Here is a 22,178-nt window from a genome sequence, read left to right on the forward strand (position 1 = left end):
TCGGATTTCGCATGCACTACCTTATAGATGGCTACAACGTTACACGGCGCGATCCGAGCACCAAAGATCTTCCGCTCGAAAACCAACGCGCTGAACTTGAAAAACGCCTGCGCATCGGCAAAACGATGCTGCCCGGCAAGGCGACCTATTCGATTGTCTGGGATGCGGCCGGCGGCGCGGGAATCGTGCATCCGACCGACCGGTCGGAGTACACGCGGATGCCCACCGCCGATGATGCCATCGTCGAAAAGGTCCGTCGCGCAACCGAGCGTATCGGCGTGGTCACCTCAGATAACGAGCTGGCCGGCCGCTGCCGATCGGCCGCCCTGCACGGAGTGGACGTCCTGCCCGCTGAGCGCCTGTTCGCGGACGCGAAACCGCCGAAGAAGCGCAGCAAGAATACTCCCATGCGCCGCGATATCGGCATACCCGCCAATGCACACGAGATAAACCGCGAGCTCAAAGAAATCTGGGGCATCGACGACTGAGCAGATAGATGGAGCCAAACCCTAAAGCCCGCCCGACTCGTCAGCCGACCGAACACAACGCCTTACGCTGCGCCTGCAAGCGGCATCTTCAAAACATGAAGATTCCTGCATTTCTCAGCGCAGCACGCGTACATGGAGTACAATTCCTAATACTTTGATTATCAAAGTATTAGGAAGCACGAAGGCAATCGCGAGATGGCTTTCGAAAGCAGGAGGCGGTAATGGGTTCTACGTTAGTCGGATGCGGGAAGGCGATGCCCGCACTGAAAATCGGTAACACTGCGCTCGAAGCGCTTGTCGATACCAGCGATGAATGGATCGCCTCCCGCACGGGAATCAAAACCCGATGCATCGCAATCGAAGAAACATCGGCTGATCTCGGCGAAGCAGCAGCACGGCAAGCCCTTGGCTGGACGGCTGGCGGATACAGCGAGCGCCCCCTTATCCCCGAAGACATCGACTTGATCGTCTGCGCAACGATCACTCCCGACTGCATCACGCCCTCGACAGCCGGTTTGCTCCGCCGTCGGCTCGGCCTGAGCAATGCCATCGCATTCGATGTCAACGCCGCTTGCACCGGATTCGTATACAGCGCGACCGTAGCCGAGGCGATGATGGCGGCTTCGGCGCCCAACGCTGCGGGCGCATCGGGCAGAAACCCCATCCGCCGCGCGCTCGTCGTGGGCACCGAACGCCTCACGAGACTTACGAATTGGGCCGATCGAAACACGTGCGTTTTATTCGGTGACGGCGCGGGAGCCGCCGTGCTCGAATGGGACGAATCCCGTTCCGGCATCCTCGGCAGCTTCATCGTCAATGCCGACGATGAAGCGAATGCTCTCTCCTGCCCCCTCTCCTACGACGTCGTCCCGCCCTTCGACAGTCGGGGCGTTTCGACCGAAGCGTCTCGCCAAGAAGACCCCTCGACATCCCGCGTCGACGAGGAGCTTGCCGTTCGCGAGGCGGTCGATGCAGGAGAGCCGCAGCAAGTGCTGCGCATGAACGGTCCGCACGTGTTCAAGTTCGCTGCTGAGGCCATGACCGAAGCTGTGCGGCAGGTTTTGAGCCGAACCGGGCTTACGCTTGACGACATCGCCTGCATCGTCCCCCATCAGGCAAACGAGCGCATCATCAAGTACGCCGCAAAGAAACTCGACCTTCCCCTTGACTTCTTCCAGATGTCCATCGCGCAAACGGGGAACACGTCCGCCGCCAGTGTTCCGATGGCACTTGCCGACGCATATGCAGAAGGCCGTATCAAGCGGGGAGATAAGGTAATCCTCACCGCATTCGGCGGAGGCTTCACATCGGGAGCACTCGTGTTCGAAGCATGAGCATCTGCAGATCGCAAGATCCCGGTCTCGTACCAAGCGCCTAGGCCGTCCAGCGCCACCACGGGCATAAAGCGTTATCGCTTATCCTTTCCCCGCAACGAACGGGCATACAAAAACGCCAGCACCAACCCAGCCAGAGCGATGCCGATGGCGAGTGTCAGTGCATGCGAAAAAGCGGCTGCGTACGCGTCCGCTTTCGCAAGACCGGCCGCCGTATCGCGCAGCACGTCCGAAGAGAGAACGCCGACGAAGAGCGAAGGTCCGATCGCCGAAGCAATCTGCGTAAACGTAGAGTTGATCGACGCGCCGTACGGATAGAGATCGGCCGGCAGCTGGTCGAGCGCCGTGGTTTTCGAGGGGGAAACCACAAAACCGAGTCCGACGTACGCTACCGCGCACAGGGCGACGACCGCAACAACCAGCAAATCCTTCGAAAAGAAGAACACTCCCAGCAGACCGGCAAGAACCACGGCGAATCCGAGTGGAAGCATAGGCCAGATCCCCCGCCTGTCGAACAGCTTGCCTCCCGCAACCGAGCAGACGGCATTCGCCACAACGGGACCGAGCATGAGCAGACCCGCGAAGAAGGCCGAATAGGCCACCGCTCCCTCGAAGTACAAGGGAAGCAGAACGCTCAAGGAAAACGAGATCATCGTACCCACCATGACGAGCGTAAGACCCAAAGCAAACCGCGGATGCCCAAGGGGCCGAAGGTTGAGAAGCGGTGCCTTAGCTGTAAATTGGCGTCGCACGAAAACCGCCAGAACGGTGATTCCGCCCGCCAACGCGGCGATCGAGAAAACGAGATCGTGAGTGAATTCGCTCAGCCCGTACATCAGCGCTCCCAAGCCGACAAGACTGAGGGCAACGCTGAGAGGGTCGGCAGAAACCTGTTCGCGAGCGCCTATATTGCGAAGGAGCGCGCATCCGATCGCAAATAAGGCGATTGCCAGGCCAAGCGGCACAACGAACATGGCGTGCCGCCCGAAGTAGGTGAGCACAAGCCCCGATACGACAGGGCTCACCGCCAATCCAAGCGCAATAACGCCGCTGTTCATGGCAAGATTCGTCCCGAGGCGCCCTTTCGGAGAAACCGTCATGATGGCGCTCGTAACGACAGGATAAAAGAGCCCCGAGCAAATCGCCTGCACCAACCGGCAGCAGAACAGAATCGGGAAGCTGGGAGCGAATACGGCCAATCCGCTTCCCGCCGCCAACGCAAACACCCCCACGAAAAAGACCGTGCGCAGCCCGAACCGCTTGAGCAAAAACGCCGCGAGCGTTACCGCTGTGGCAGCAACCACCTGATAACCCACCACCAGCCAATTCGCCATCGAAAGGGTAACCGAGAATTCATGGGCCAGTTCGGGCAGCGCGATGTTCATCATGCTCTGCGAAAACGAAGCGGCAAACGAGCATCCAAGCAGTACGGGCAGCATGCTGCGGCCGCCGCTTCCACCCGCCGTCGCTTTCACTCGGTTCCTCATCCGATCATCTTTCTCGTTCGTCGTTTTCCAGCCGCCCGCATCGAAACGGACTATTATGAAAGGTACTACCGATTTAGTCGCCTTCGAGAAAACGAAGCGGATCGTTGCGGACATGCCATGAATCGGTTGCCGAAAGCGCAGCTCTGCCCAGAGCCGAAGAAACGCGCGCCCAGCTCCGCGTAAAGCGAAAGTTAACCTTCCCAAACATGAAAGACGGAACGGTTACATTCGCATGACGCGAAGGCCACGAAACACGATAGTCGACACCGCCTCGAATGCCCATCTGCAAGAATAGGGAACAGCGACCGCTGATCGGAATCAGATCGGCCAATCAGGCACAGTGCAAACGGAAGGAGCCTTTCCATGAAGGGTAATCAGAAACTTATCGACACCTTGAATTCTCTGCTCGAAGGTGAATTGACCGCAATCAACCAGTACATCGTGCATGCGGAAATGTGCGAGGACTGGGGTTACGGCAAGCTGAGCGGAAGCTTCAAGACGCGCGCGATCACCGAGATGAAACACGCTGAAAAGCTTATCGAGCGCATTCTGTTCCTGGAGGGCACCCCCATCGTGTCGAACCTCAGCGACATCAACATCGGCAAAGAAGTTCCCGAGCAGGTCAAGAACGACCATTCCCTCGAAGTCGATACCGTCAAAGACTACAATGAGGCCATCGTTCTCGCAGGGGAGGTCCTCGACTACGCCACCCGCGACATCCTCATGGAGATCCTCAATGACGAAGACCAGCATGTCGACGAGCTCGAAGAGCTTCAGGATCAAATCGATCAGATGTCGCTGCAGATCTTCCTGTCGACGCAGAATTAATGCACAAGCACCATTCCCAAAACTCAAAAGGGAAAGCCGCAGTTCATTCGACGTGCGGCTTTTCCTTTTGGGCGCAGCTATTCTTCATCAAGATACCGGCGTAGGCCCGCAAGATCCTCAACCACAATCGGCCTCAGCTGCTTGGCTACATACCCTTTTGATCGCAGATGAGAAAGAGAATTCGTTACCGTATTGCGGTGAGTACCGATTATACTTGCAAGCTCATCGATGGTGTATAAAATCGCACATCCATCACTCACTGCAAGAGAGTACAACAATCCGGCAAGCCTTCTGACGCCGTTTTCGAACGAAAGGTTTGCGATCTCTTCAGTCTGGGAATTCATAATCTGGAAGAGATATTCGATATAAGCAAGGTAGTAGTCGGTATGCCTATTGCAGAATAAAAGCAGGTCATCTGAATCCATCGCAAGCAATTCACAATCCGTCGCCGCTACCGCAGTCGATCGAGTGAGGCGATTCCGTTTAAAACCCTGGAACCCAAACTGCGTATCAGCCGTATGATAAAACAACGTTTTTTCAACACCTTCGCGAGAAGTGAGATACAAGCGCACTACACCGCTTACCACATGATATGTAAAGCGATGCCTCTCTTCTGCAAGAAACAAGCATTCGCCCTTCTCAACCTTCTTAACGACAATCGGTATTTCGGCCTGCGCAAGCAGTTCTTCGGTTGTAAACACAGCCGAGAACCTATCGGCATCGATAAACTGAGGCAGCACCATTCCGTACATCCCCTTATCTCCTCCCTGAGGCCATGGGCGCGAAGGCATGGCTTCGCGCCCACAAACTTTCTAGCAATAATACACTGAGGGTTCCGTTCCCTCTTCGGGCAGCAATACTTTGGCGTTCTTTCCAGCGATTGCCTTAGCGATGTCGGTCGTAGAATCGCTGATATCGCCGTACATGCGGGCCTCAGCTGGACAGCTGCATACACAAAGGGGTTCTTCCCCTCGTTCGATGCGAGGCCTGCACAAATCGCACTTTATCGCACGCTTAGCATTTTCATCGAGAACAGGAGCTCCGTAGGGACACGCCTGCACGCAGGTGCCGCATCCGATGCAAATCTCCGAATCAGATTCGACGATTCCGTCTTCATCGCGTTTGTGCATAGCGCCCGTCGGGCAATTTGCAACGCACAACGGGTTCTCGCAATGATTGCACATATGCGGCCGAAACGTGATGCTGACATTTGGATACGTCCCGCTCACGAGGTAATTCTCATCGGAACCGATGGTTTCAAGGTATCCGAGATATGTACCGTCGGGACACTCGTGCAATATTTTGCATCCCACTACACATGTTTGGCAGCCAACACACCGGGTCGTATCGATGAGCATACCGTATTGTTTTTCCGCCATGATATCCCCCTATGCCTTCTCTACTTCAACCATGATGTCGTTGAAAGCGCTATTTGTTTGCGAGTAGTGTTCCTCAGCAGGACTCAGGGTAAGATGGCTTAAGAACTGATGATTTCCTTCGACAGTATGCTCAGGAGTCCATCCCGCCTGAGCCGCCGTCACCCCCGGCATGATGCCCTCAGTCACAAACGCCTTCATCTTGACTTCTCCCCGGTCATTAAAAATTCGAATAGTATCGCCGTGCTTGATCCCCCGAGGCTCGGCATCAATCGGATTGATGTGGAACAAGGGTTCGGTCTGCACAACATCAAGCGACGGATTGTCGCAATGCTGCGTGTGGACATTCATACGGTCATGATAGGTAAGGTGCATCAACGGATACTTTGCGGCAAGCTCTGAATCAGACGCCTCAAGAGCCGGGGTGTGTTTTGGCACTTGCTCATCAAATTCAACCATGCTTTCGGTATAGAATTCGAAACGGCCTGTAGGCGTTTGATACACCTGGTCCTCGAAGACGATGAGCGGCTCGTCGTAGATGCCCGTTGGCATGCCCCACATACCCACCTTTACCGCTTCGTCGAAGTCGAAACCTTCGAATGCTGAGCTTTCGGGGTTTGGCCAGCTGCGAACCCACTCTTCGGGCGTTTTCGGCCAATACTCCTCAAGGCCGACGCGCTCAGCTAGCATGGTCATCATCTCGCAATCGGACTTGCTTTCCCCCAGCGGATCGATAGCGGGTTTCACGAGAAACACCCACGGAGCTCTGTCGTAAAGATCCCAGTATTCCCAAAGCGAGGTTGCAGGTAGCACGTAGTCGGCATACTTCGCCGTCCACGTCCACCACGGATCCGCTACCACAATCGTCGAAATATTGGGAAACACCTCATCGATGATGCGATGGGCATCAGGACTTTGGTTGAGAAAGTTCGATACATTGAACCAGATGAAATCTATGGGAACCGGATCATGGTTCACGGCGCACTGGTAAATAAGCGAGCTTTTGACCATGTTGGCCTTTTGCCCCGTTTCAGCCCATTCATCGTAGTTGAATTCAGGTGCCGTTTCGCCCGGAACAGGCTTGTTGGCTTTTGTGCCGCCGGCATGGGATGCGCCTCCGCCACGCACACCTACATATCCCGCCACTGCAGCAAGCGTAGCCACGGTGCGAAACGATTGATAGGAGTTGAACGTGCGCTGCATACCTTGGCCCATACGAATACCCGCAGGCTTTGCCTCGATATACTCTTGCGCAAAAGTCTCGATGACGCCGACGGGAACGCCAGTGAGTTCCGAGGTTCTTTCGAGTGTATACTCGGCAGCCGCCTCCCTCAAATGGACAAAGGCCGGCTTGCACGCCACGCCATCAACCTCAAACGATCCCTCGATAGGAGCTTCGACACCTTCGGTATCGGCGGGCATCGCCTTGCCCTGCACGACATCCCACACCATGTAAGCATCGCCTTCGCCACGCAGGTACGTCCCATCGTCGTCGCGCACCAGCAACGAGCCACAGCTGTGCTTGCTCAAGAACTCCTTGTCATGCAGATCGTTTTGGATAATCCAGTTTATCATGCCCAACGCCAATGCCGAATCACCACCCGGCTTAATGGGGATCCACTGATCGGCGATGGTAGCCGTAGAGCTGAAGCGCGGATCGATATAGACGATTTTTGCACCCCGCTCGCGGGCGCGAACGATATAGCGCAGCTCCGAAGTATGCGTATCGGCAAGATTGCGACCCCAGATGACAATCATATTGGAGTTTTCTTCGTAGTCGCGAGTATCGTGCGCGCCACGAATAACGCCATAGACCATCTTCATGCCCATCGATGCACCGTGATCGCCCATGATGCCTTCGATATCCCATGTCGTACCACCGTAGCATGCCGCAAAGCGAGTAGCCGACTGCATGGCAAGCTTCGATTGGTTGCCGGTAAACGAATAAAACGAGCATGCCGTTGAGCCATACTTGCTCTTCGACTCTTCCATGCGTTCCGCAATCTCGTCTATAGCCTGATCCCAGCTGATACGCTCGAACTCGCCACTGCCACGCTCTCCGATTCGTTTCATGGGGTACATAACGCGTAGGTCTTCGTTTTGAATGCGCTCGATATACGACATGGCGCGCAAACAGGCATTTGCATAATCAGGTCGGCCCGGCATCTCGCCCGGCTCAACAGCCACAAGCTTTCCATCGCGCACGTGCCCCTTCAGTAAGCATCGCGAAGTACAATTGTAGCTGCAGCATGCATACGAATACTCAGTGGCATCGGATGCAGCTTGGGCGCTCTCGCTCGGCTCTAATTCTTCATCGGCCTTCGGCGCACAACCGGCAACCGCACCACCAAGCGCAGAAACCACCGTAATCCAACCGACGCCTTTAATAAAGGTACGACGGGTCAGCTTGCCGTCTTCAACGAACTCAACCGGATTGCGATCCAGACTTTCAAAAGGCGAGACGCTCGCCGCATTAGATGAAAAAGCACTTCGTTCTCGTTTAAACATATAATTCCCCCTACAAAATCGATTGCGAAACCGCTGTGGCTCCGCCTTCCTAACTTCCACTCGCGCGATAAGCGCATCTTAGGGGTGAAGCTTCTTGTGGTTCCACACAGTTTTGGGTGAGCCACGCGAAGCTCTCGCTACATAACGCCATGCCGAGCGTGCGGCAAGAGCAGCGTCGCCAGTCCCAGCAGCACGGCTATCACACCCTGGAACATAAATATCGCAGTAACATCGCCTACGGCGGCAATAGCAAGCCCGAAGCCGCCGCTTGCACACGCAATTCCAAGGTCAATGCTGTTTTGCTGCAGCGACAAAACCGAAGTACGCGCCTCGTCGGCAACCCTCGCCGCAACAATTGCTAGCACAGTTGTCATGGAGCCGAAATACCCGAAGCCCATCAGGAGACCCGAAACGAACAGAACCACCCGTCCGTACGACATAAACCCCAAAGAAGCAATTCCCGCACCCATGCAGACAAACAAAATGGCAAGTATTCTTGTCCGAGACGTTCTATCGCTCAACCATCCCGCAAGAGGATTTGCCACAAGGCCTCCAACGCCTATGAGCGTGAAGTAGAGACCCGAATTGATATCTGGCTGCACGCTTCCGATATAGGGAGCCGCGAATCCGAAGAGAAGTCCATACCCTAAAGCCGCAATGAACGTTGCGCCCAAAACTTCTCCTATCAGGAGCGGCGATTGCATAATGGCTTTTTTCAGAATACGCGGTACGAGATTTCTATCGCTTTGTCGTTGCTCGTCCTTGCCCTGCAACGCATTTTTCCCCTGTCTCCCGGCGTCGATTTCTGCATACAACCGCGAACGCTTTGAAGAAATGCTTAAAACCGCGCACCCAGCAAGCCCGGCACAAAGACCCATGCAGATGAAACTTGATCGGTAGCCACTTGCCTCAACGAGCGCTAAAGCCAAAGTCGGACCGAACAAAAGCGATGCGGACGAAACCAGCCGATAGAGCCCGAGATAAAATCCCGTCTTATCCCCTGGGGCCAAAGCCGCTACCGCAGCCGTTGCACAGGGAAAATATGCCGCAAGACCAGCAGCCTGAATGCATCTCAGTGCAATAAACTGCCAAACCTGGCCGCAATAAGCCATGAGAAAACCCGACACGGCAAACGCGGATAGCCCCAAAACCATAACGAGTTGAGTGCCGCATCTATCAGCCAAGGGGCCGGAAAAGAAACGCAAAACGATAGCAGCAGCCATGAACACCGACCCCTGCACACCAACATCAACCACAGTTCCACCGATCTCGATCACATAAAGCGGCGAGAGAACCATGAAAGCATTGTTATATGCATACGCGATAAACCCTGCAAAAAACAGCGCGACTACCGATCGCAGTGCAGTATTCGGCATTCCCTTCCCCGTCCTGCCTAGCAAGCGCCATCCCCCCTGGCACTTTTGCTTCAGTATAGGATTACCGCGCGCCACGTTCCGCACAAGATTGTGTGAAGCAGGCGCATATGAACCGAGAGCCCGTAAGGAAGATAGTTCCCTATCAGTAATCTCCCTCTTCCGCAATGCCTTCGCCGCACATGTCGGCGATATCGTCAAAGCGGATGCGGGTGCGCACCACGGTGATCGTGCGAAACGCATAGTCGATATCGCTCACCATGCCGTGCGTCGTTATGTACGCATCCGTATCGTAATGGGTGATGCGGACCATCGTTCGGCGCTTCACTTGAGCGAGCTTCTTCGAAAGCACGAGCGCTTCTTCTTCGGTCAGCTCGTGCTTCGGCTGCACGATGCGCTCCCGTTCGCGAATGAGATCGTAGTATCCCCTGAGCGCGGCAAAGGGCATGAACTGCTGCGCCCTGCCGGCGCGCGGCGCGCGATCACTAGGCATGATGCCCCCCGACCTGCTCGTTGCGCTCCCGAGCCGTTGCCTTCTCTGCGAGGCTCATACCGCGCAGAAGCGCGTTCTTCCCAAACTTGCCCTTCACGGCAAGCACCGCCTCCTGCAAGCTCTTCTCCTCGGCTTCCGCCTGTTCGTCGGTGAACAGATCGACCGTCGCGAACTCCTCGGGAACAACGCCCCCGAAGCCCACGTTGATGCGACGGATCGGCTTGTCGCGGCGCGTCGTTTCCTCGAAGAGATCGATGAAACGCGGCATGATCTTCGAATAGAGGTTCGTGCGCCCGAATTGCTTGCGGGTTCCGCCGGTATGGGGAACGCTGCGTCTGCCGTGCAGCGGGCGCTTTCCGTGGCCTCCATCGAAAAACTCCCCATCGCTGCGATTCTCCCGATCTTCCCGCTCTCTCGCATAGCCCACGTAAAGCGATATCGTTTCCGCCACCAGGTTCTTCTCAACGAGATCGAGTACAAGAGCATCGACCATTTCCTTCAGCACCACGAGCGCATCGTCGTAGCTGTAATCGCACGACAGCACCTGTCCGCTCATCATGGAATGGGCGCTCGGCTCGTATTCGTGGATTTCGGCAATGGTGCACGGCTCGATGCCATGCGCATGGTCGATGAGGTATTCGGCGTTCACTCCGAACTCCCGATACAGCGCATCTTCTTCCATGCGGCACACGCCGCGAAGATCGTAAACGCCGAACTTCGCAAGGCGCTTGGCGATGCCGGGTCCGATGTTCCGGATATCGGTTATCGGGGTATGCGTTTGTATCGTGCGCTCGAATTCCGCTTGATCGAGGTACCCGATGTTGTCCTCGACGTGCTTTGCGGTGATGTCGAGTGCAACCTTTGCGAGAAAGAGATTCGTGCCCACACCCGCCGTAGCGCAGATACCCGTTTCGGCAAGCACTACATCCATGAGCATGGCGGCGAACTCTTTGGCGGTCATATGGTAGAGCGAAAGGTACGGCGTTGCGTCGATGAAGCACTCGTCGATCGAATAGGCATGGATGTCGTCGGGCGATACGTAGCGCAGGTAGATCGAGTAGATGTCGGCGGAAATCTTCATGTAGTGGGTCATCTGGGGTTTCGCCATGATGTACTTGACGTGCGAGGGAATCTCGAACACGCGGCAGCGGTTCGAGATTCCAAGGTCTTTCATGGCCGGCGTAATGGCGAGGCAGATTGTTTTTTCGGTGCGGCCGGGATCGGCGACGACGAGGTTCGTCGTGAACGGATCGAGCCCGCGCTCGACGCATTCGACGCTTGCATAGAAGCACTTGAGATCGATGCAGATGTAGCTGCGATCTTCGGACACGCCTTCGCTCCTTTCGTATACGGCCGCATCGGATACTAAAACATTTGTTCGTTCATAATACCGCAGAATGCGTTTTCGGGTCGTCGTCATCCGCGCTTTGGACAATCTTCGCGCAAACCGAACCGCTGCGTACAGCAGGGCGCTTCCGGAAAAGCTCCAATCCGTGGTTTCGCGGCGCGCTTTTCGGTCCCACCGTCTGGGTGCAGATCCGCACGATGACTTATACTATGACCCGCACACTGAGCGGAAACCGCGACGTTCGATACCGCCTTGCCCGCGTTGAACGGCTTAATGGACCGTTCGGCCCGAACGGTCCAAACGAAACGTCTATGCCGCACTGAGAGGTTTTCCTTGAACAAGCTCGAAAGCTTAGCACTCGGTCGAAGCGTCCCGCACACTTTGGTCAGATTCGCCCTGCCCGTCATTGCAGGGCTGCTTCTCATGCGCATAAACACCGCCGTCGATCACGTTTTGGTCGGACAGGCCATCAGCACCGTCGGCGTCGCCGCCATCACCATCTGCGATCCGTTTGTTTTGCTCATCACCGCTTTGGCGGTTCTGGTTGGGGATGGCGGATCGTTCGTCATAGCCTTGAGCATGGGCGCCCACGACACCCGCAAAGCCGCTCGGGCAGCCGGTACGGGAATCGCCGCAGCAGCCGTCCTCTCGCTTGCCTTCGCGCTGACGGCAACCTTGTTTGCCGACCCCCTTCTACGCTTCGCGGGCGCGAGCGAAACGCTGCTTCCCCACGCGCGACCGTTTCTTCAAATCATAGCTTGGAGCAGCCTGTTCACCGCGTTCAGCTCAGGCATCTCATCTTTCGTGAGAACCGCCGGGTATCCGAATCGCGTGTTCGCCATCCAAACCATCAGCATCCTGTGCAATATAGCGCTCGGCTATCTGCTCGTTATCGTCATGGACACAGGGACTGCCGGCGCCGCATGCGCTACCGCCATAGGCCAAGCAGCCGCCATGATCGCGACCATAGCGTTTCTCCTGAAGCGGGATATGCCCTTCAAACTTCGCGCGCGCGATCTGGTCCCCGATTTTCGCATGCTCTTCAAAACGGCGGCGCTCGGCTTCCCCTCGAGCGCGCTGAGGATAACCGATGCGTTCTGCATTTTCGCGACGAACTTCCTCGTGACAGCCTTCGCGATTTCAGCCCTTCCGCACGGCACGACAACCGGGGGAGCGCTTGCCGCATCGGGCATCGAAAACGCCGTAACCGCCTTTCTCCTCGTACCCGGCATCGGAATCGCCACCGCAGCGCGACCGTTCATCGGGTACTGCAGCGGAGCCGACCTTCCGCGGCGCACGTATCAATTTGCACGGTGGACGTTCATATGCGGATTCGCAGCGCTCCTCCCCCTCTGGGCCGCGGTTGAACTTGCACCGGAACTCTTCGTCGGCATGTTCGGGATCGATGCAGCCGACGTCCCGTTTGCCTGCTGGGTTCTTCGAGCCTCAGCGCTTACCGTTCCTATATCGATGGTGCGCATCGTGGGAACGAGCTATTTTCAAGCCTCGGGGCAAGCGGGGATAGCAAACGCGCTCATCGTGCTACAGCAAGGGTCCTACATTCTCGTGAAGTTCATCGCATTCCCGTTCCTGTTGCCGGTATTCACCCAATTCGACCATCTGCAATCGCTGTTTCTCGGTTCGATCGGCGGCGGCCTTGCCGCAGTGGCGATCACCGCAGCCTTTCTCTTCCGCGAGCGTTTCGTGATACAAGGAAAGATTGCCGAAAGCGAGGCGTAGCGCGCGCGAGCACGAGGGCGAGGGCGAAGGGCTATGCGAGAGCATCATCGCTTGTTTGGGATGCTCGTCCTTCGCTGTGTCTGCTTCCTTTGGTCCATTGAAGGAGAATGACGAGCAGTAATCCCACCCCGTAGGTGATGCAGAGATCTTTGATGTCGAACGAGACGATACCTGCAAACGAGATGAAGTCGAGAACGTAGCCGCGAAAGACGCTATCGAGAACCGACGAGACGGCGCCCGCCGCAATGAGCGCAACTGCCCACCTGAACCCGTTGTTCGAGAAATCGAAGCCTTCCCTTTTCAGATACCTTACTCCCAATGCAGCGGCCGCACCGCACAGAAGCACTTTGGAGAGAGCGTGAAAGGCCCGCGAATCAATCGTGATATCGAGAAGCGACAGCAGCACGTTGTTGCTATGGTTGGGAACGAACCTGATGCTGAGAAAATCCCCCACAAGCTGGATGCCCGATCCCCCGAAGACAAAAACCGACACGAGGATTTTCGCGATCACGTCGGACGCGACAAGCGCGGCGGCAACGATAACGAGCGTTCGGGTGGATGCAGCCCGCCTCCGGGCGAAAACGAGAACGAGAAAACCCGTCGCCCATAAGAACACCGCACCCACGGCAAGCCCCAGAAAAGAGCGCGGCGTGTACAGCGACTCGTCGGGTAGTATCGCCGCGAGGCAATAGGCCGCCCAAGCCGCAGCGAACACGAGCGAGTATCCTATGTCTTGACGTCTTGAACCCAACTTCGCACCCGTCGTCGGCTGACTTCGATTAAGCTCAGAAGTGTACCATACGGGTTCGCCCGATATGAAACGGAGTGCAGCGAACCGTTCGCTGCACTCCGTCTTTCCGGTTTCGGTTCGCTAAAACCTTTTCCCAAACAGAATCTCGCTTACTGCTGATGGCTCCGCTTGCGCACAGCCGCCCCGCAGGCAACTGCTCCCGCAGCAACGGCAACGAGGCCCACTGCCTGGAAGGGCGGCACCGCATCTCCCGTTTGGGCGAGCGGGAAGACCTTGTTCGCATCATCCTGCCCACCGGACGGATCGGTTACCGTCGAGCCGTTGCCGCTACCCGCAGCCTGCCAGATGAGCTCGAAAGGCCCGAACTGCTGTGCGGGAACGGAGAACAGAACCCCCGAATCGGTTTTCGTTACGCCAAGCGCATGAGCCTGCGATTTGGCTATCTCCGCATCGAGATCGGCGGATGCCATATCGAGCGTGTAGTCACGCGTAAGGCCTTCGAAATACGCTACGGCAACCGCATCGTCCTTGGTTACTCCTTCGGGATACGGCCAGAACACGGTCACGTTTTCGCCATCGGTGCTCACCCATGCGTTGCCGTTTGCCATATCGACAAGATCGATGTACTTGAATTCGGAGCCGATCGTCCGAGACGGATCGATCGTGCTTTTCGCAGCGGCAACGCCCTTTTCGTTGAGCACGGCGACGCGGTTCTCGCTTCCAAGGACCTCGGGAAGAAGATCGTCCCACAGAAGACCGATTTTCGAGCCCTCGCCCACAGGCAAATCGGGATTCCCGTTCGTGAGGAAGCGCGTTCCTTTCGCCACATGGGCATGGGGGTCGACGGAGTCGTCGCAGCCTCCCTCGACCGTACCGAGATCGCAGAACCCATCGTCGGAGGCGCCTTCGCTTGCGTCCAGCACGCGAGCAGCCGCTCCCGCGTCTTTCAAGCCAACCAAAGGGCTCTCCGAGTTGTAGACCGGGCGCAGCACCGAAGGGTCGAGTGCGACAGCAGCATCTGCGTTCGCCACCGCACGCACCTCGACGGTTGCAACAGATCCGGCGGATCCAACTGCAGCAACCGTACCATCATCGGCGAATTCGAGTACGGCGTCGCCGACCTTCACGGTCGCATCGGCCGCATCCGCGCTTTTCCACGCCTTCAATTCGTAGACGCCCTCACCTGCCACATCGTCAACGGGATTGCCGGCCTCATCAACCCATTCCCATTCAAGGGGCAGGGGATCCGCATCGGTAAGGGGCTGATCGTCAACCGTGATATCCGCAATGTCGAACGCCCACTTCGGATTAGGAAGCGCGTTTTCGCCAAGACCACCCTCGTAGGCGATGAGGGAGTACGCAGAGACGGCAACCGTCTCGGTTTCAACAACGCCGTAGCTGCCGTCGGGATTCCGAGTGGGGCTGAATCCCTCCGCACAGTACTCGTCTGGAACCTCGGAGCTGAACTCGCCGCCCGATACCATCATCTTGTTTTCGGTTGAGCCGCCGCTTTCGGCAGTCACATTGAGCGCAGGAACTCCCTCGGACGCGCTCACGGATCCTCCCTGAATAACGGCAACGCTATTCGGGCTGTCGTAATACTTGCTGCTTCCGTCTATCTGTATGCCATAGCAGTCCTGGATAACCGTGCTGTCGCCGACCTTGCCCTGGGAGCTGCCCGAAGCGATCACCGTGCCGCCCGTCATGTCGAGCGTACCGCCGCGCATCAGGACACCGACTCCCCCATCGGCGTAGATCGTACCGCCCGAGATGTTGAGCGCGCCGGCTTGGGGATGGTAGATGCCGCACGCGATGTACCCGCTCGACACGATATGGCCGATGATCGTGCCGCCTGCGATATCGATCGCAGTTCCGCCGTACGTCGTCGAAGCATCGTTGGTGCCGTTGCCGGCAACGGCAGCGTTGTCGGTGCCGACAATCACACCGTCCGACACCTTGAGGTAGGCGCCGTTACCGAAAACGCCAGGACCCCCCTCGGGGCCAATTTGGTAGCCACCTTCTATGAACACTTTCGACTCGATCGGATCCGCGCCGGGGGTCGTCGATCCATATACTCCAACGGTATAGTTCTTGATCGACTCGATCGTGCCGCTTTTCAAGGTGAATACCCCGCCATCCGTTACCATAACGGTGACGGCGTTGGCGTCCCTCGAACCGAGCGTATTGACGATCTTTCCCGATGCGTACGTTACGGTTTCATAATCGTCGCTCACGATCGGCTTGCCGGAAACGCTGCTGTCCTCAACGGTAAGGTTTCCCGTAACCTTCACCGGCTCATCGACCGACAGCGTGTGCCCCGAAAGATCGAGTACGATGCTTTTGTCGGCAGGCACCGCGATGTTTTCGGCAGCAGGGGAAAGAAGGGCAACGGTCTGCCCTTCGGCCGCATCGTCAATCGCGGCTTGCACCGAAGGATACTTCGTTCCGTCGATCGATGCTACGGGATTGGGCACATCGACGACCCAATTGCCCTCACCGTCCGAAACAGGCTCGTAGCCCTCCGCAAACATATCGTCAGCGGGCTTCGACGAGAACGAGCCGCCGGAAATAGCCGCAGCTCCAAGCGCGTTATCCGCAACAATAGCGGTCTTGGATCCACCGCCGCCCGCGAAGGTGCCGCCTTTGATGACGACCGTAGCCTCCTGCCGGTTGCCTCCGTCGCCCCCAGCATTGTTGTTTCCAACGTGGACCGCTTCGCGCTGCGAGGAAGAGAACTCTCCGCCGTGCACCGTCGCGGAAGTCTTATACGACTCGCCCGCAACGTAGAGCGCGTAGAACGTGGCCGTATGCGAGGGGTTCTTCACGCAGTTACCTGTCGAGAACGTGCCGTCGTAGACGTCGGCTGAGCCTCCGACGATCGCAAGACCTCCCTGCACACCGGTAACGGTACCGTTTTCGAACGCAAGATACGCCCCATCGGCGTCAAGACCGCTTCGAACCGTATATCCATAGTGAGCGTTATCGCATGCGCTGCACGACGTGTTCTTGAACTCGCCGCCCGAAATGGTCATCGTTCCGCCGTTCTCCACGGAAGGATACCACGGACTCTCCCAATAGCCGCCCTCGATCACCGTCGTCGAGCCTTCGGCGGTACGCAAGGCGGTTCCGTTCGTGTCGTAGGTTCCACCTTTGAAGATCGCCTGACCGCCAGCGCGGTTCCAAATGTTTACCGAATTGCTCTCGAGCGTCCCGCGAAACGTTCCGTCCACCACCGTCAGCGTTCCGTAGTTTTCGATAGCGCCCCAGCCATTCGCTCCAGCTCCACCGACGTCGATCGTTCCGTTGCCCTTCACGGTCAGCGTTCCACGATTGACGATCGGACGACCCTTGAAGCCGCTCGCTGCAGCGGTGATGTTGTTCCCAGCCATATCGAGAATGACGTTCTGGCCGTCCTCCACCGTTACAATGCCCTCAGATGTAAGCTCGGCATTATCGAGCATGGTGACGGTCGTCTCGGTACCGTCAGCGGGCACAGCGGCGAACGCCTCTTTGAGCGATGAATACTCTTGGCCATTCACCTCGGCAACGCCCGTTGACAGTGGAGCAATGGCAGCACTGCTGTCGCCTTCGCTCTCGGCAGCTCCTTTCGCGCCTTGACCTTCCGATTCGCGAAGCGCACCGCCTGAAGAATCGCTTTCGTCGTCAACCGAGGGCGAATCCACGCCCTCGCCATCGGCAACCTGAGATAAGGCAAGACCCGCAGAGGAATCTTCGCCCCCCCCCGACGCCCACGCCGCTACCGGCAAACCGAAAGTCGTTGCCAGAACAAGCGAGAGCGCAATCGACAGTGTGCGGTTCAGCTTGCTGCTGCGCGCCATGTGCTCTCCTCCTTTTCCATAAATTATAACTAAATCAGTTTGAAATATGAGATTTAACTCAGTATTTAACTCAACTTTTAGTACGGCGCTTGATGGATGTCAACATATCTCCCCTGCTCTACCGTCGTATTTTTGCGAAATATCCATAAATGGGATAAAACCGATTTGCTTGGGTTTCTTTAAAGAATTCTCGGCAGCGGACAACCGCCGGCCAGCGAAAGCTCTGCCGTCATCCACATCGACCAATCGAAATCCTGCTCGCATCGAAAACGTGCTTTGCCATGAACGCCGACTCGCATAGCGGCCGTTCTAAAACGTTCGGCAAAGCAAGGAAGCACCCTTGCCCGAATACAGAAACGTCCTTGAAACCACTGGGTTGCAAGGACGTTTACCCGCGAGGCCAAATACCCCGAAAAAGCTATTTCACTTCACAGAGCGATTAAATACCGAGTACCTTCGCTTTCGCAGCTTCGAACTCCTCTTGCGATATCACCCCTTGGTCGAAGAGGTTCTTCAGCTTGGCGAGACGCTCGTATGGGTCTTCTGCAGCTGCCGCATCCGCTTGCTGTGGTTGCGACACCGAATACCCTGGTGCTTGGTTCGGTTGCTGCATCGCACCGACGGCTCCTGCGGCACCCTGCATACCCATGCCCATGAAGCCCATGCCCAAAGCACCGCCATCGGGGTTCTCTCCGGCAGCACGCAAGCCATCGGCGAACGAAGCCTGCAGGTTCGCATTCCCCCGCGCACCCATGAGCGCATCGGCCTGCTGAACCTTCGCAAGCAGCGCTTTGGTGGTCTCGTCGTAGTCGATGGCCATGATCGCCGCTTTGACGATCTGCAATCCCCTATCGTATCTCCAGTGGTAGGACTGCTCAACAGCCTGGGACAACGATTGGGCGAACCCCACGGCGTCGCCTTGAATGTTGGTGATCCTGTTTTGTTTATCGCCCGCATTCGCATAGACGCTGAAGGCGCTTGCGAGCGATCCGACCACCTCGGAAAACAGCTGATTTGCTGCAGCGTTGTTGAGATCGGAGAAATAAAAGGGGAACCCGCCGGGCGCATAGTACTGAACCGGCACAAAGCTCTTCAAAAACAAGATCGGGTCAACGATTTTCAGCGTATACGTTCCATGGGCCCTTGCGCCGACCTGCGTATTGAGGAACGCATCGTCCCAATAGATTTCGCTTTGCGTGCCGAATTTGTTGTTGGGGATCTCCTTTAGGTTTACGAAAAGAGCGACCTGCGCAGCCGCCGGTGGCCCACCGTACTTGAAACGGTCCCACGACTGCTTTACCACCGCATCAACGAAACCCGAATCGGCGAAAAACGAGCGGGCGTTGATGTTGTCGGAGGTCCACTGATAGCCTCCAGGATCGGACACGAATCCCGTCACTGCACCGTTCTCCATCGTGATGAGGGCGAACCCCTCGGGCACGAGGATGAGCGATCCGTTGGTGATGATGAAATCGCTTCCGCTGTCGTTCGAGGATCGCTGAGCGTTGGCGCCGCTCCGAACGGCCGAGCAAACGCCGACGGTTCCCGACAGCCCCGAAGGAACCGTATAGAAGTCCCGCCATTGATCCGCCATCGCCCCGCCAAGCGCTCCGCTGAATGCTTTGAAGAAGCCCATGATGCCCCCTGCCTAGTTGCCCGGTGAGTCTTTTTCAATGACCACGGCATTCCCGTTGGCGGTAACGCCGAACACATAGGGAAGGTACAACGTGCCGCCGTTTGCGTTCGCCGTTTCCGGATCGAGCGTGATGTAGTCGAAATCGACTCCGATTACCGCGTTGCACCCTAAATCGTAAGCCGCCACCTTGAGTTCCATGAGGGCGTTTCGGCGAATTTCCACGATCGATTTCATCAACGCCTGGCCCACGTTCGTAGTCTGGCTGAACAGTCCGCTCTTCCCACGATCAACCTGCACGGCATCGTCACCCGAGATGTAACCCGAGTACTTCTTGATCCTATAGCCCTCGAAACCGAAGCCGGACGTGATCATTATCGACGACATGACCTTCTGTTTTTTAGCCTCTTCTTCGAGATACCGGTGAAAACCGTTCACGATCGGCCCCACGTCGGAGTCCTGGACTACCTTTTTGGTAAAGCTCGATTTGATCTCAAAGCCAGCATTGCTGATAAACGTCTCGACCTGCTCTTTGTCGAACCCGTACATTTTCGCAAGATCATCGGTATACATGGCTGCCCGTCCTTTGCTTACAAGTACCTACGTGCCTCTGCATTGTTTGGATCGATATCGAGTATGAGGTTGGCGTAGCGGCTTGCTTCCCTCGGATTCTCCCTGCACTTTTGAAGCAAACGCGCGATATCGTCGTTCAGCGCCATATGCGAAGCGCGCGGCACCGCATCCGATTGCTGAAGCAGGTACCTCGTTCGGCAATAGCTGCACATCCTGAAACCGCCCATGTCGACGATTTCGGTACTACCGCAATTCTCGCATACCACCATTTTCATGCGCGTTGTCCCTTTGACTACCACGAACCGGCATCATGCGCGGCCGACCGATGATTTCGAATGAAGACACTTTAGCACACCAGCGGCTGAAGGTTGATCGCTTCGATGGGCGATGGCGCTGCTGCGCATACCGCAGCTTGAGCGGTCGTCATACGCCCTCGAGCACTTCTAAAAACAATGTCGTTGGGGTATTCGATAAAGCGAGGATGGGAGGCGTAGCCATCGGCAAGGCAGTCTTCATCTCATTGTGGGTCCAGTTTGCCCCAGCCATAACAGCCTCTGTTCGCAGAGGAATTAAATCGCCAAGAAAGTTCATCGCTGGATTGAGCAAAATTAACCCGCAGCAGCATCGCTCCACCTAAGAGAGAGTTAAGGGGTATACCGAAATAAGGAGGCTACTTTAATGCGCGAAAGGGATCGAGGACCCGTCCTCCAATCCGCAACAACTTGGCTGAAAGAAGTAGATTTGAATCGATACCTTGGGAACCACGCACTCGCATTCTCAATAGCTACACAGATCGCTAGCCGTGGCTCGTAATTTCAGATCAGCGCATTGTTATGGTTTGCACCTTGGCAAGAAAGACCAAAATGAGAGCTTGGGGTATTCAGACGCGAATGCCCCAAGCCCCAGCCATCAAGTCTCAGCATGCGCCCGCTCAACCACCCACGGCGCGCAATGCACGTCCCTCATTTCCTACTCCGCTTCGCTCTTCGCTGCAAGCTCTTTGGCGGCCTCTTCTTCCATAGCCGCCAGCTGCTTGTTCTTCTTGGCAAACAGCATGCAGGTTGCAGAGGCGACTACGAATATCGCAGCGATGATAAACGCGCCGTTCCATCCAAGAGCGCTGCCCGAAATAGCCGCCAGCAGAGGAACGCCGATGGCATCGAAGATGGGCTTGCCGAGAAACACGAGGCCGTAGATCTGCGCGAAGTTCTTCGGTCCAAGGTACATGGTGGTCGCCGAAGAGAAGCATACGGCAGAAGAGCTCAAAGCCGCGCCGAAGAAGAATCCGGCAACGAAGAGTACGACCAGGTTGGTGCCCCACAGCATGATCACGATAAGCGCTACCGCCGCAGCATAGTTGATCGAGGAGTACGCCCAGCGCGGCCCGACCTTATCCACAATGAGGCCTGCGGCGATCTTTCCGCAGCAGCCGGCAAACGCGAGGAACGTCATGAACATGCCGGCGGTGCCGAGATCGACGCCGTTTCCGACGAGAAACGTCGGGAAGTTCTGCAACGGACCCTGCTCGCCGATGCCGATAAGGGCAAAGGACAGCGCTATCAGCCAGAACGTTGCGGTTTTCAAAGCCGACTTGCGATCAAGGCCGACGAGTTTGGCAGCACCGGCCTGCACCGCTTCCTGCGCCGCTTCTGCTTCGGTCACTCCGTCGGGAAGAAGCCCGATATCCTGTGGCCTCCACCGCAGGATGAATGCGGCGAGGAACAGAACGACGAACGCGATTATTCCCAACGTGATTGCCGCCTGCTGCCAATCGCCACCCGCGGTCGCGGAAGAGATGATGCTCGTGGTGATGTAGGAGCCTGGCAACGTCGCGCACCACGTGATGCCGATAGCGATGCCGCGGCGTTTGACAAACCAGTTCGACGGAATACCCGAAAGAATGATCATGCCGCCAAGCGCGCTGCCAAGCCCCATGACAACATAGGCCGCATACACCATCCACAGCTCGGTCATGAACCCGAGAATGAAGAATCCCCCCGAAAAGAGAAAGGCCGAGAGAATCAAAGCACCACGGACCTTTATCTTTTCAACGATATCGCCCACGATGAGGCTGAAAAAGCCGACAACCAGGGCAAATATCGAGAAGCCAAGCGCTACCTGCGTCGGATCGGCGCCGAGCATCTCAGTCATGGGCACTTTGAACATACTGAAAGAATAGAGTCCGAATCCCTGCGTGACAACGCCCACGATAAAGGCGATGAGCACCATAAACCACCCTTTTGCAAAAAACGGACTGCTTTTCTTTACCTCATCCATGCTAAACCTCCTTGCTTGCTCGTATGCAGGTTTCGCCGAGATAAAACGTGTTCATTTTGATAGCGGCGAGACCGGCATTCCCAAGGCAGATTCCTGCCCCGTTGCTGCCCGCCGTCAATGCAGCGGGCAG

The 22,178-nt window shown here is 56.6% G+C and carries 16 protein-coding genes; 4 read left to right on the forward strand and 12 right to left on the reverse strand.

All coding sequences use genetic code 11. The features are described from left to right. Positions 1-11: 11 nt before the first annotated feature. Both MWL89_RS15180 and MWL89_RS15185 read left to right on the forward strand, forming a co-directional pair. On the forward strand, positions 12-488 hold the full coding sequence (locus MWL89_RS15180) for an NYN domain-containing protein (protein ID WP_244387178.1): 477 nt from the start codon (positions 12-14) through the stop codon (positions 486-488). Positions 489-709: 221 nt separating this feature from the next. After that, positions 710-1,822, forward strand: a complete 1,113-nt coding sequence (locus MWL89_RS15185; RefSeq protein WP_244387180.1) for a beta-ketoacyl-ACP synthase 3 — start codon at positions 710-712, stop codon at positions 1,820-1,822. A gap of 74 nt (positions 1,823-1,896) precedes the next feature. On the opposite strand, the gene MWL89_RS15190 is transcribed toward MWL89_RS15185, so the two are convergent. Continuing rightward, entirely contained in the window at positions 1,897-3,309 is a 1,413-nt protein-coding gene (locus MWL89_RS15190; RefSeq protein ID WP_244387183.1) for an MFS transporter, read from the reverse strand. A gap of 363 nt (positions 3,310-3,672) precedes the next feature. Here MWL89_RS15190 and bfr point away from each other — a divergent pair, with 363 nt between their 5' ends. Further along, complete coding sequence (gene bfr / locus MWL89_RS15195) at positions 3,673-4,137, forward strand: bacterioferritin (RefSeq protein WP_102380161.1); 465 nt, start codon at positions 3,673-3,675, stop codon at positions 4,135-4,137. A gap of 77 nt (positions 4,138-4,214) precedes the next feature. Here the strand turns inward: bfr and MWL89_RS15200 are convergent, their stop codons facing one another. The 6 genes from MWL89_RS15200 to MWL89_RS15220 all read right to left on the reverse strand — a co-directional run bounded on the left by MWL89_RS15200 (position 4,215) and on the right by MWL89_RS15220 (position 11,217). Continuing rightward, a complete protein-coding gene (locus MWL89_RS15200) occupies positions 4,215-4,889 on the reverse strand; it encodes a Crp/Fnr family transcriptional regulator (protein WP_180995294.1) in 675 nt (224 codons plus the stop codon). Between the two features lie 60 nt (positions 4,890-4,949). Then, positions 4,950-5,516, reverse strand: coding sequence for a 4Fe-4S dicluster domain-containing protein (locus MWL89_RS16435; protein ID WP_102380163.1), 567 nt, complete (start codon positions 5,514-5,516; stop codon positions 4,950-4,952). Between the two features lie 9 nt (positions 5,517-5,525). Then, positions 5,526-8,021 (reverse strand): molybdopterin-dependent oxidoreductase, encoded by a 2,496-nt coding sequence (locus tag MWL89_RS15205; protein ID WP_102380164.1) that lies wholly within the window; start codon positions 8,019-8,021, stop codon positions 5,526-5,528. A 137-nt stretch (positions 8,022-8,158) separates the two neighbouring features. Further along, positions 8,159-9,397, reverse strand: a complete 1,239-nt coding sequence (locus tag MWL89_RS15210; RefSeq protein ID WP_244387185.1) for an MFS transporter — start codon at positions 9,395-9,397, stop codon at positions 8,159-8,161. 142 nt (positions 9,398-9,539) lie between these two features. After that, the gene (locus MWL89_RS15215) at positions 9,540-9,887 is read right to left on the reverse strand and encodes a YolD-like family protein (RefSeq protein WP_244387187.1); all 348 of its coding nucleotides are present in this window, start codon (positions 9,885-9,887) and stop codon (positions 9,540-9,542) included. Further along, positions 9,880-11,217 (reverse strand): Y-family DNA polymerase, encoded by a 1,338-nt coding sequence (locus MWL89_RS15220; RefSeq protein WP_244387188.1) that lies wholly within the window; start codon positions 11,215-11,217, stop codon positions 9,880-9,882. The genes MWL89_RS15215 and MWL89_RS15220 overlap by 8 nt, the downstream gene beginning before the upstream one ends. A 291-nt stretch (positions 11,218-11,508) precedes the next feature. Between MWL89_RS15220 and MWL89_RS15225 the strand changes: the two genes are divergently transcribed. Then, on the forward strand, positions 11,509-12,975 hold the full coding sequence (locus MWL89_RS15225) for an MATE family efflux transporter (protein ID WP_279611934.1): 1,467 nt from the start codon (positions 11,509-11,511) through the stop codon (positions 12,973-12,975). A gap of 31 nt (positions 12,976-13,006) precedes the next feature. Here the strand turns inward: MWL89_RS15225 and MWL89_RS15230 are convergent, their stop codons facing one another. The 5 genes from MWL89_RS15230 to MWL89_RS15250 all read right to left on the reverse strand — a co-directional run bounded on the left by MWL89_RS15230 (position 13,007) and on the right by MWL89_RS15250 (position 22,048). Further along, positions 13,007-13,726, reverse strand: a complete 720-nt coding sequence (locus tag MWL89_RS15230) for a signal peptidase II (RefSeq protein ID WP_244387190.1) — start codon at positions 13,724-13,726, stop codon at positions 13,007-13,009. 149 nt (positions 13,727-13,875) lie between these two features. Continuing rightward, positions 13,876-17,565 carry a hypothetical protein gene (locus MWL89_RS15235; RefSeq protein ID WP_244387191.1) on the reverse strand — a complete coding sequence of 1,230 codons (3,690 nt, stop codon included), beginning with the start codon at positions 17,563-17,565 and terminating at the stop codon, positions 13,876-13,878. A gap of 439 nt (positions 17,566-18,004) precedes the next feature. Then, positions 18,005-19,201, reverse strand: a complete 1,197-nt coding sequence (locus tag MWL89_RS15240) for an SHOCT domain-containing protein (protein ID WP_102380171.1) — start codon at positions 19,199-19,201, stop codon at positions 18,005-18,007. A 12-nt stretch (positions 19,202-19,213) separates the two neighbouring features. After that, entirely contained in the window at positions 19,214-19,771 is a 558-nt protein-coding gene (locus MWL89_RS15245; protein ID WP_102380172.1) for a heavy metal-binding domain-containing protein, read from the reverse strand. A 969-nt stretch (positions 19,772-20,740) separates the two neighbouring features. Next, the gene (locus tag MWL89_RS15250) at positions 20,741-22,048 is read right to left on the reverse strand and encodes an MFS transporter (protein ID WP_244387192.1); all 1,308 of its coding nucleotides are present in this window, start codon (positions 22,046-22,048) and stop codon (positions 20,741-20,743) included. Positions 22,049-22,178: the final 130 nt, after the last annotated feature.

Source organism: Raoultibacter timonensis, assembly GCF_022845715.1.
Lineage (GTDB): Bacteria > Actinomycetota > Coriobacteriia > Coriobacteriales > Eggerthellaceae > Raoultibacter > Raoultibacter timonensis.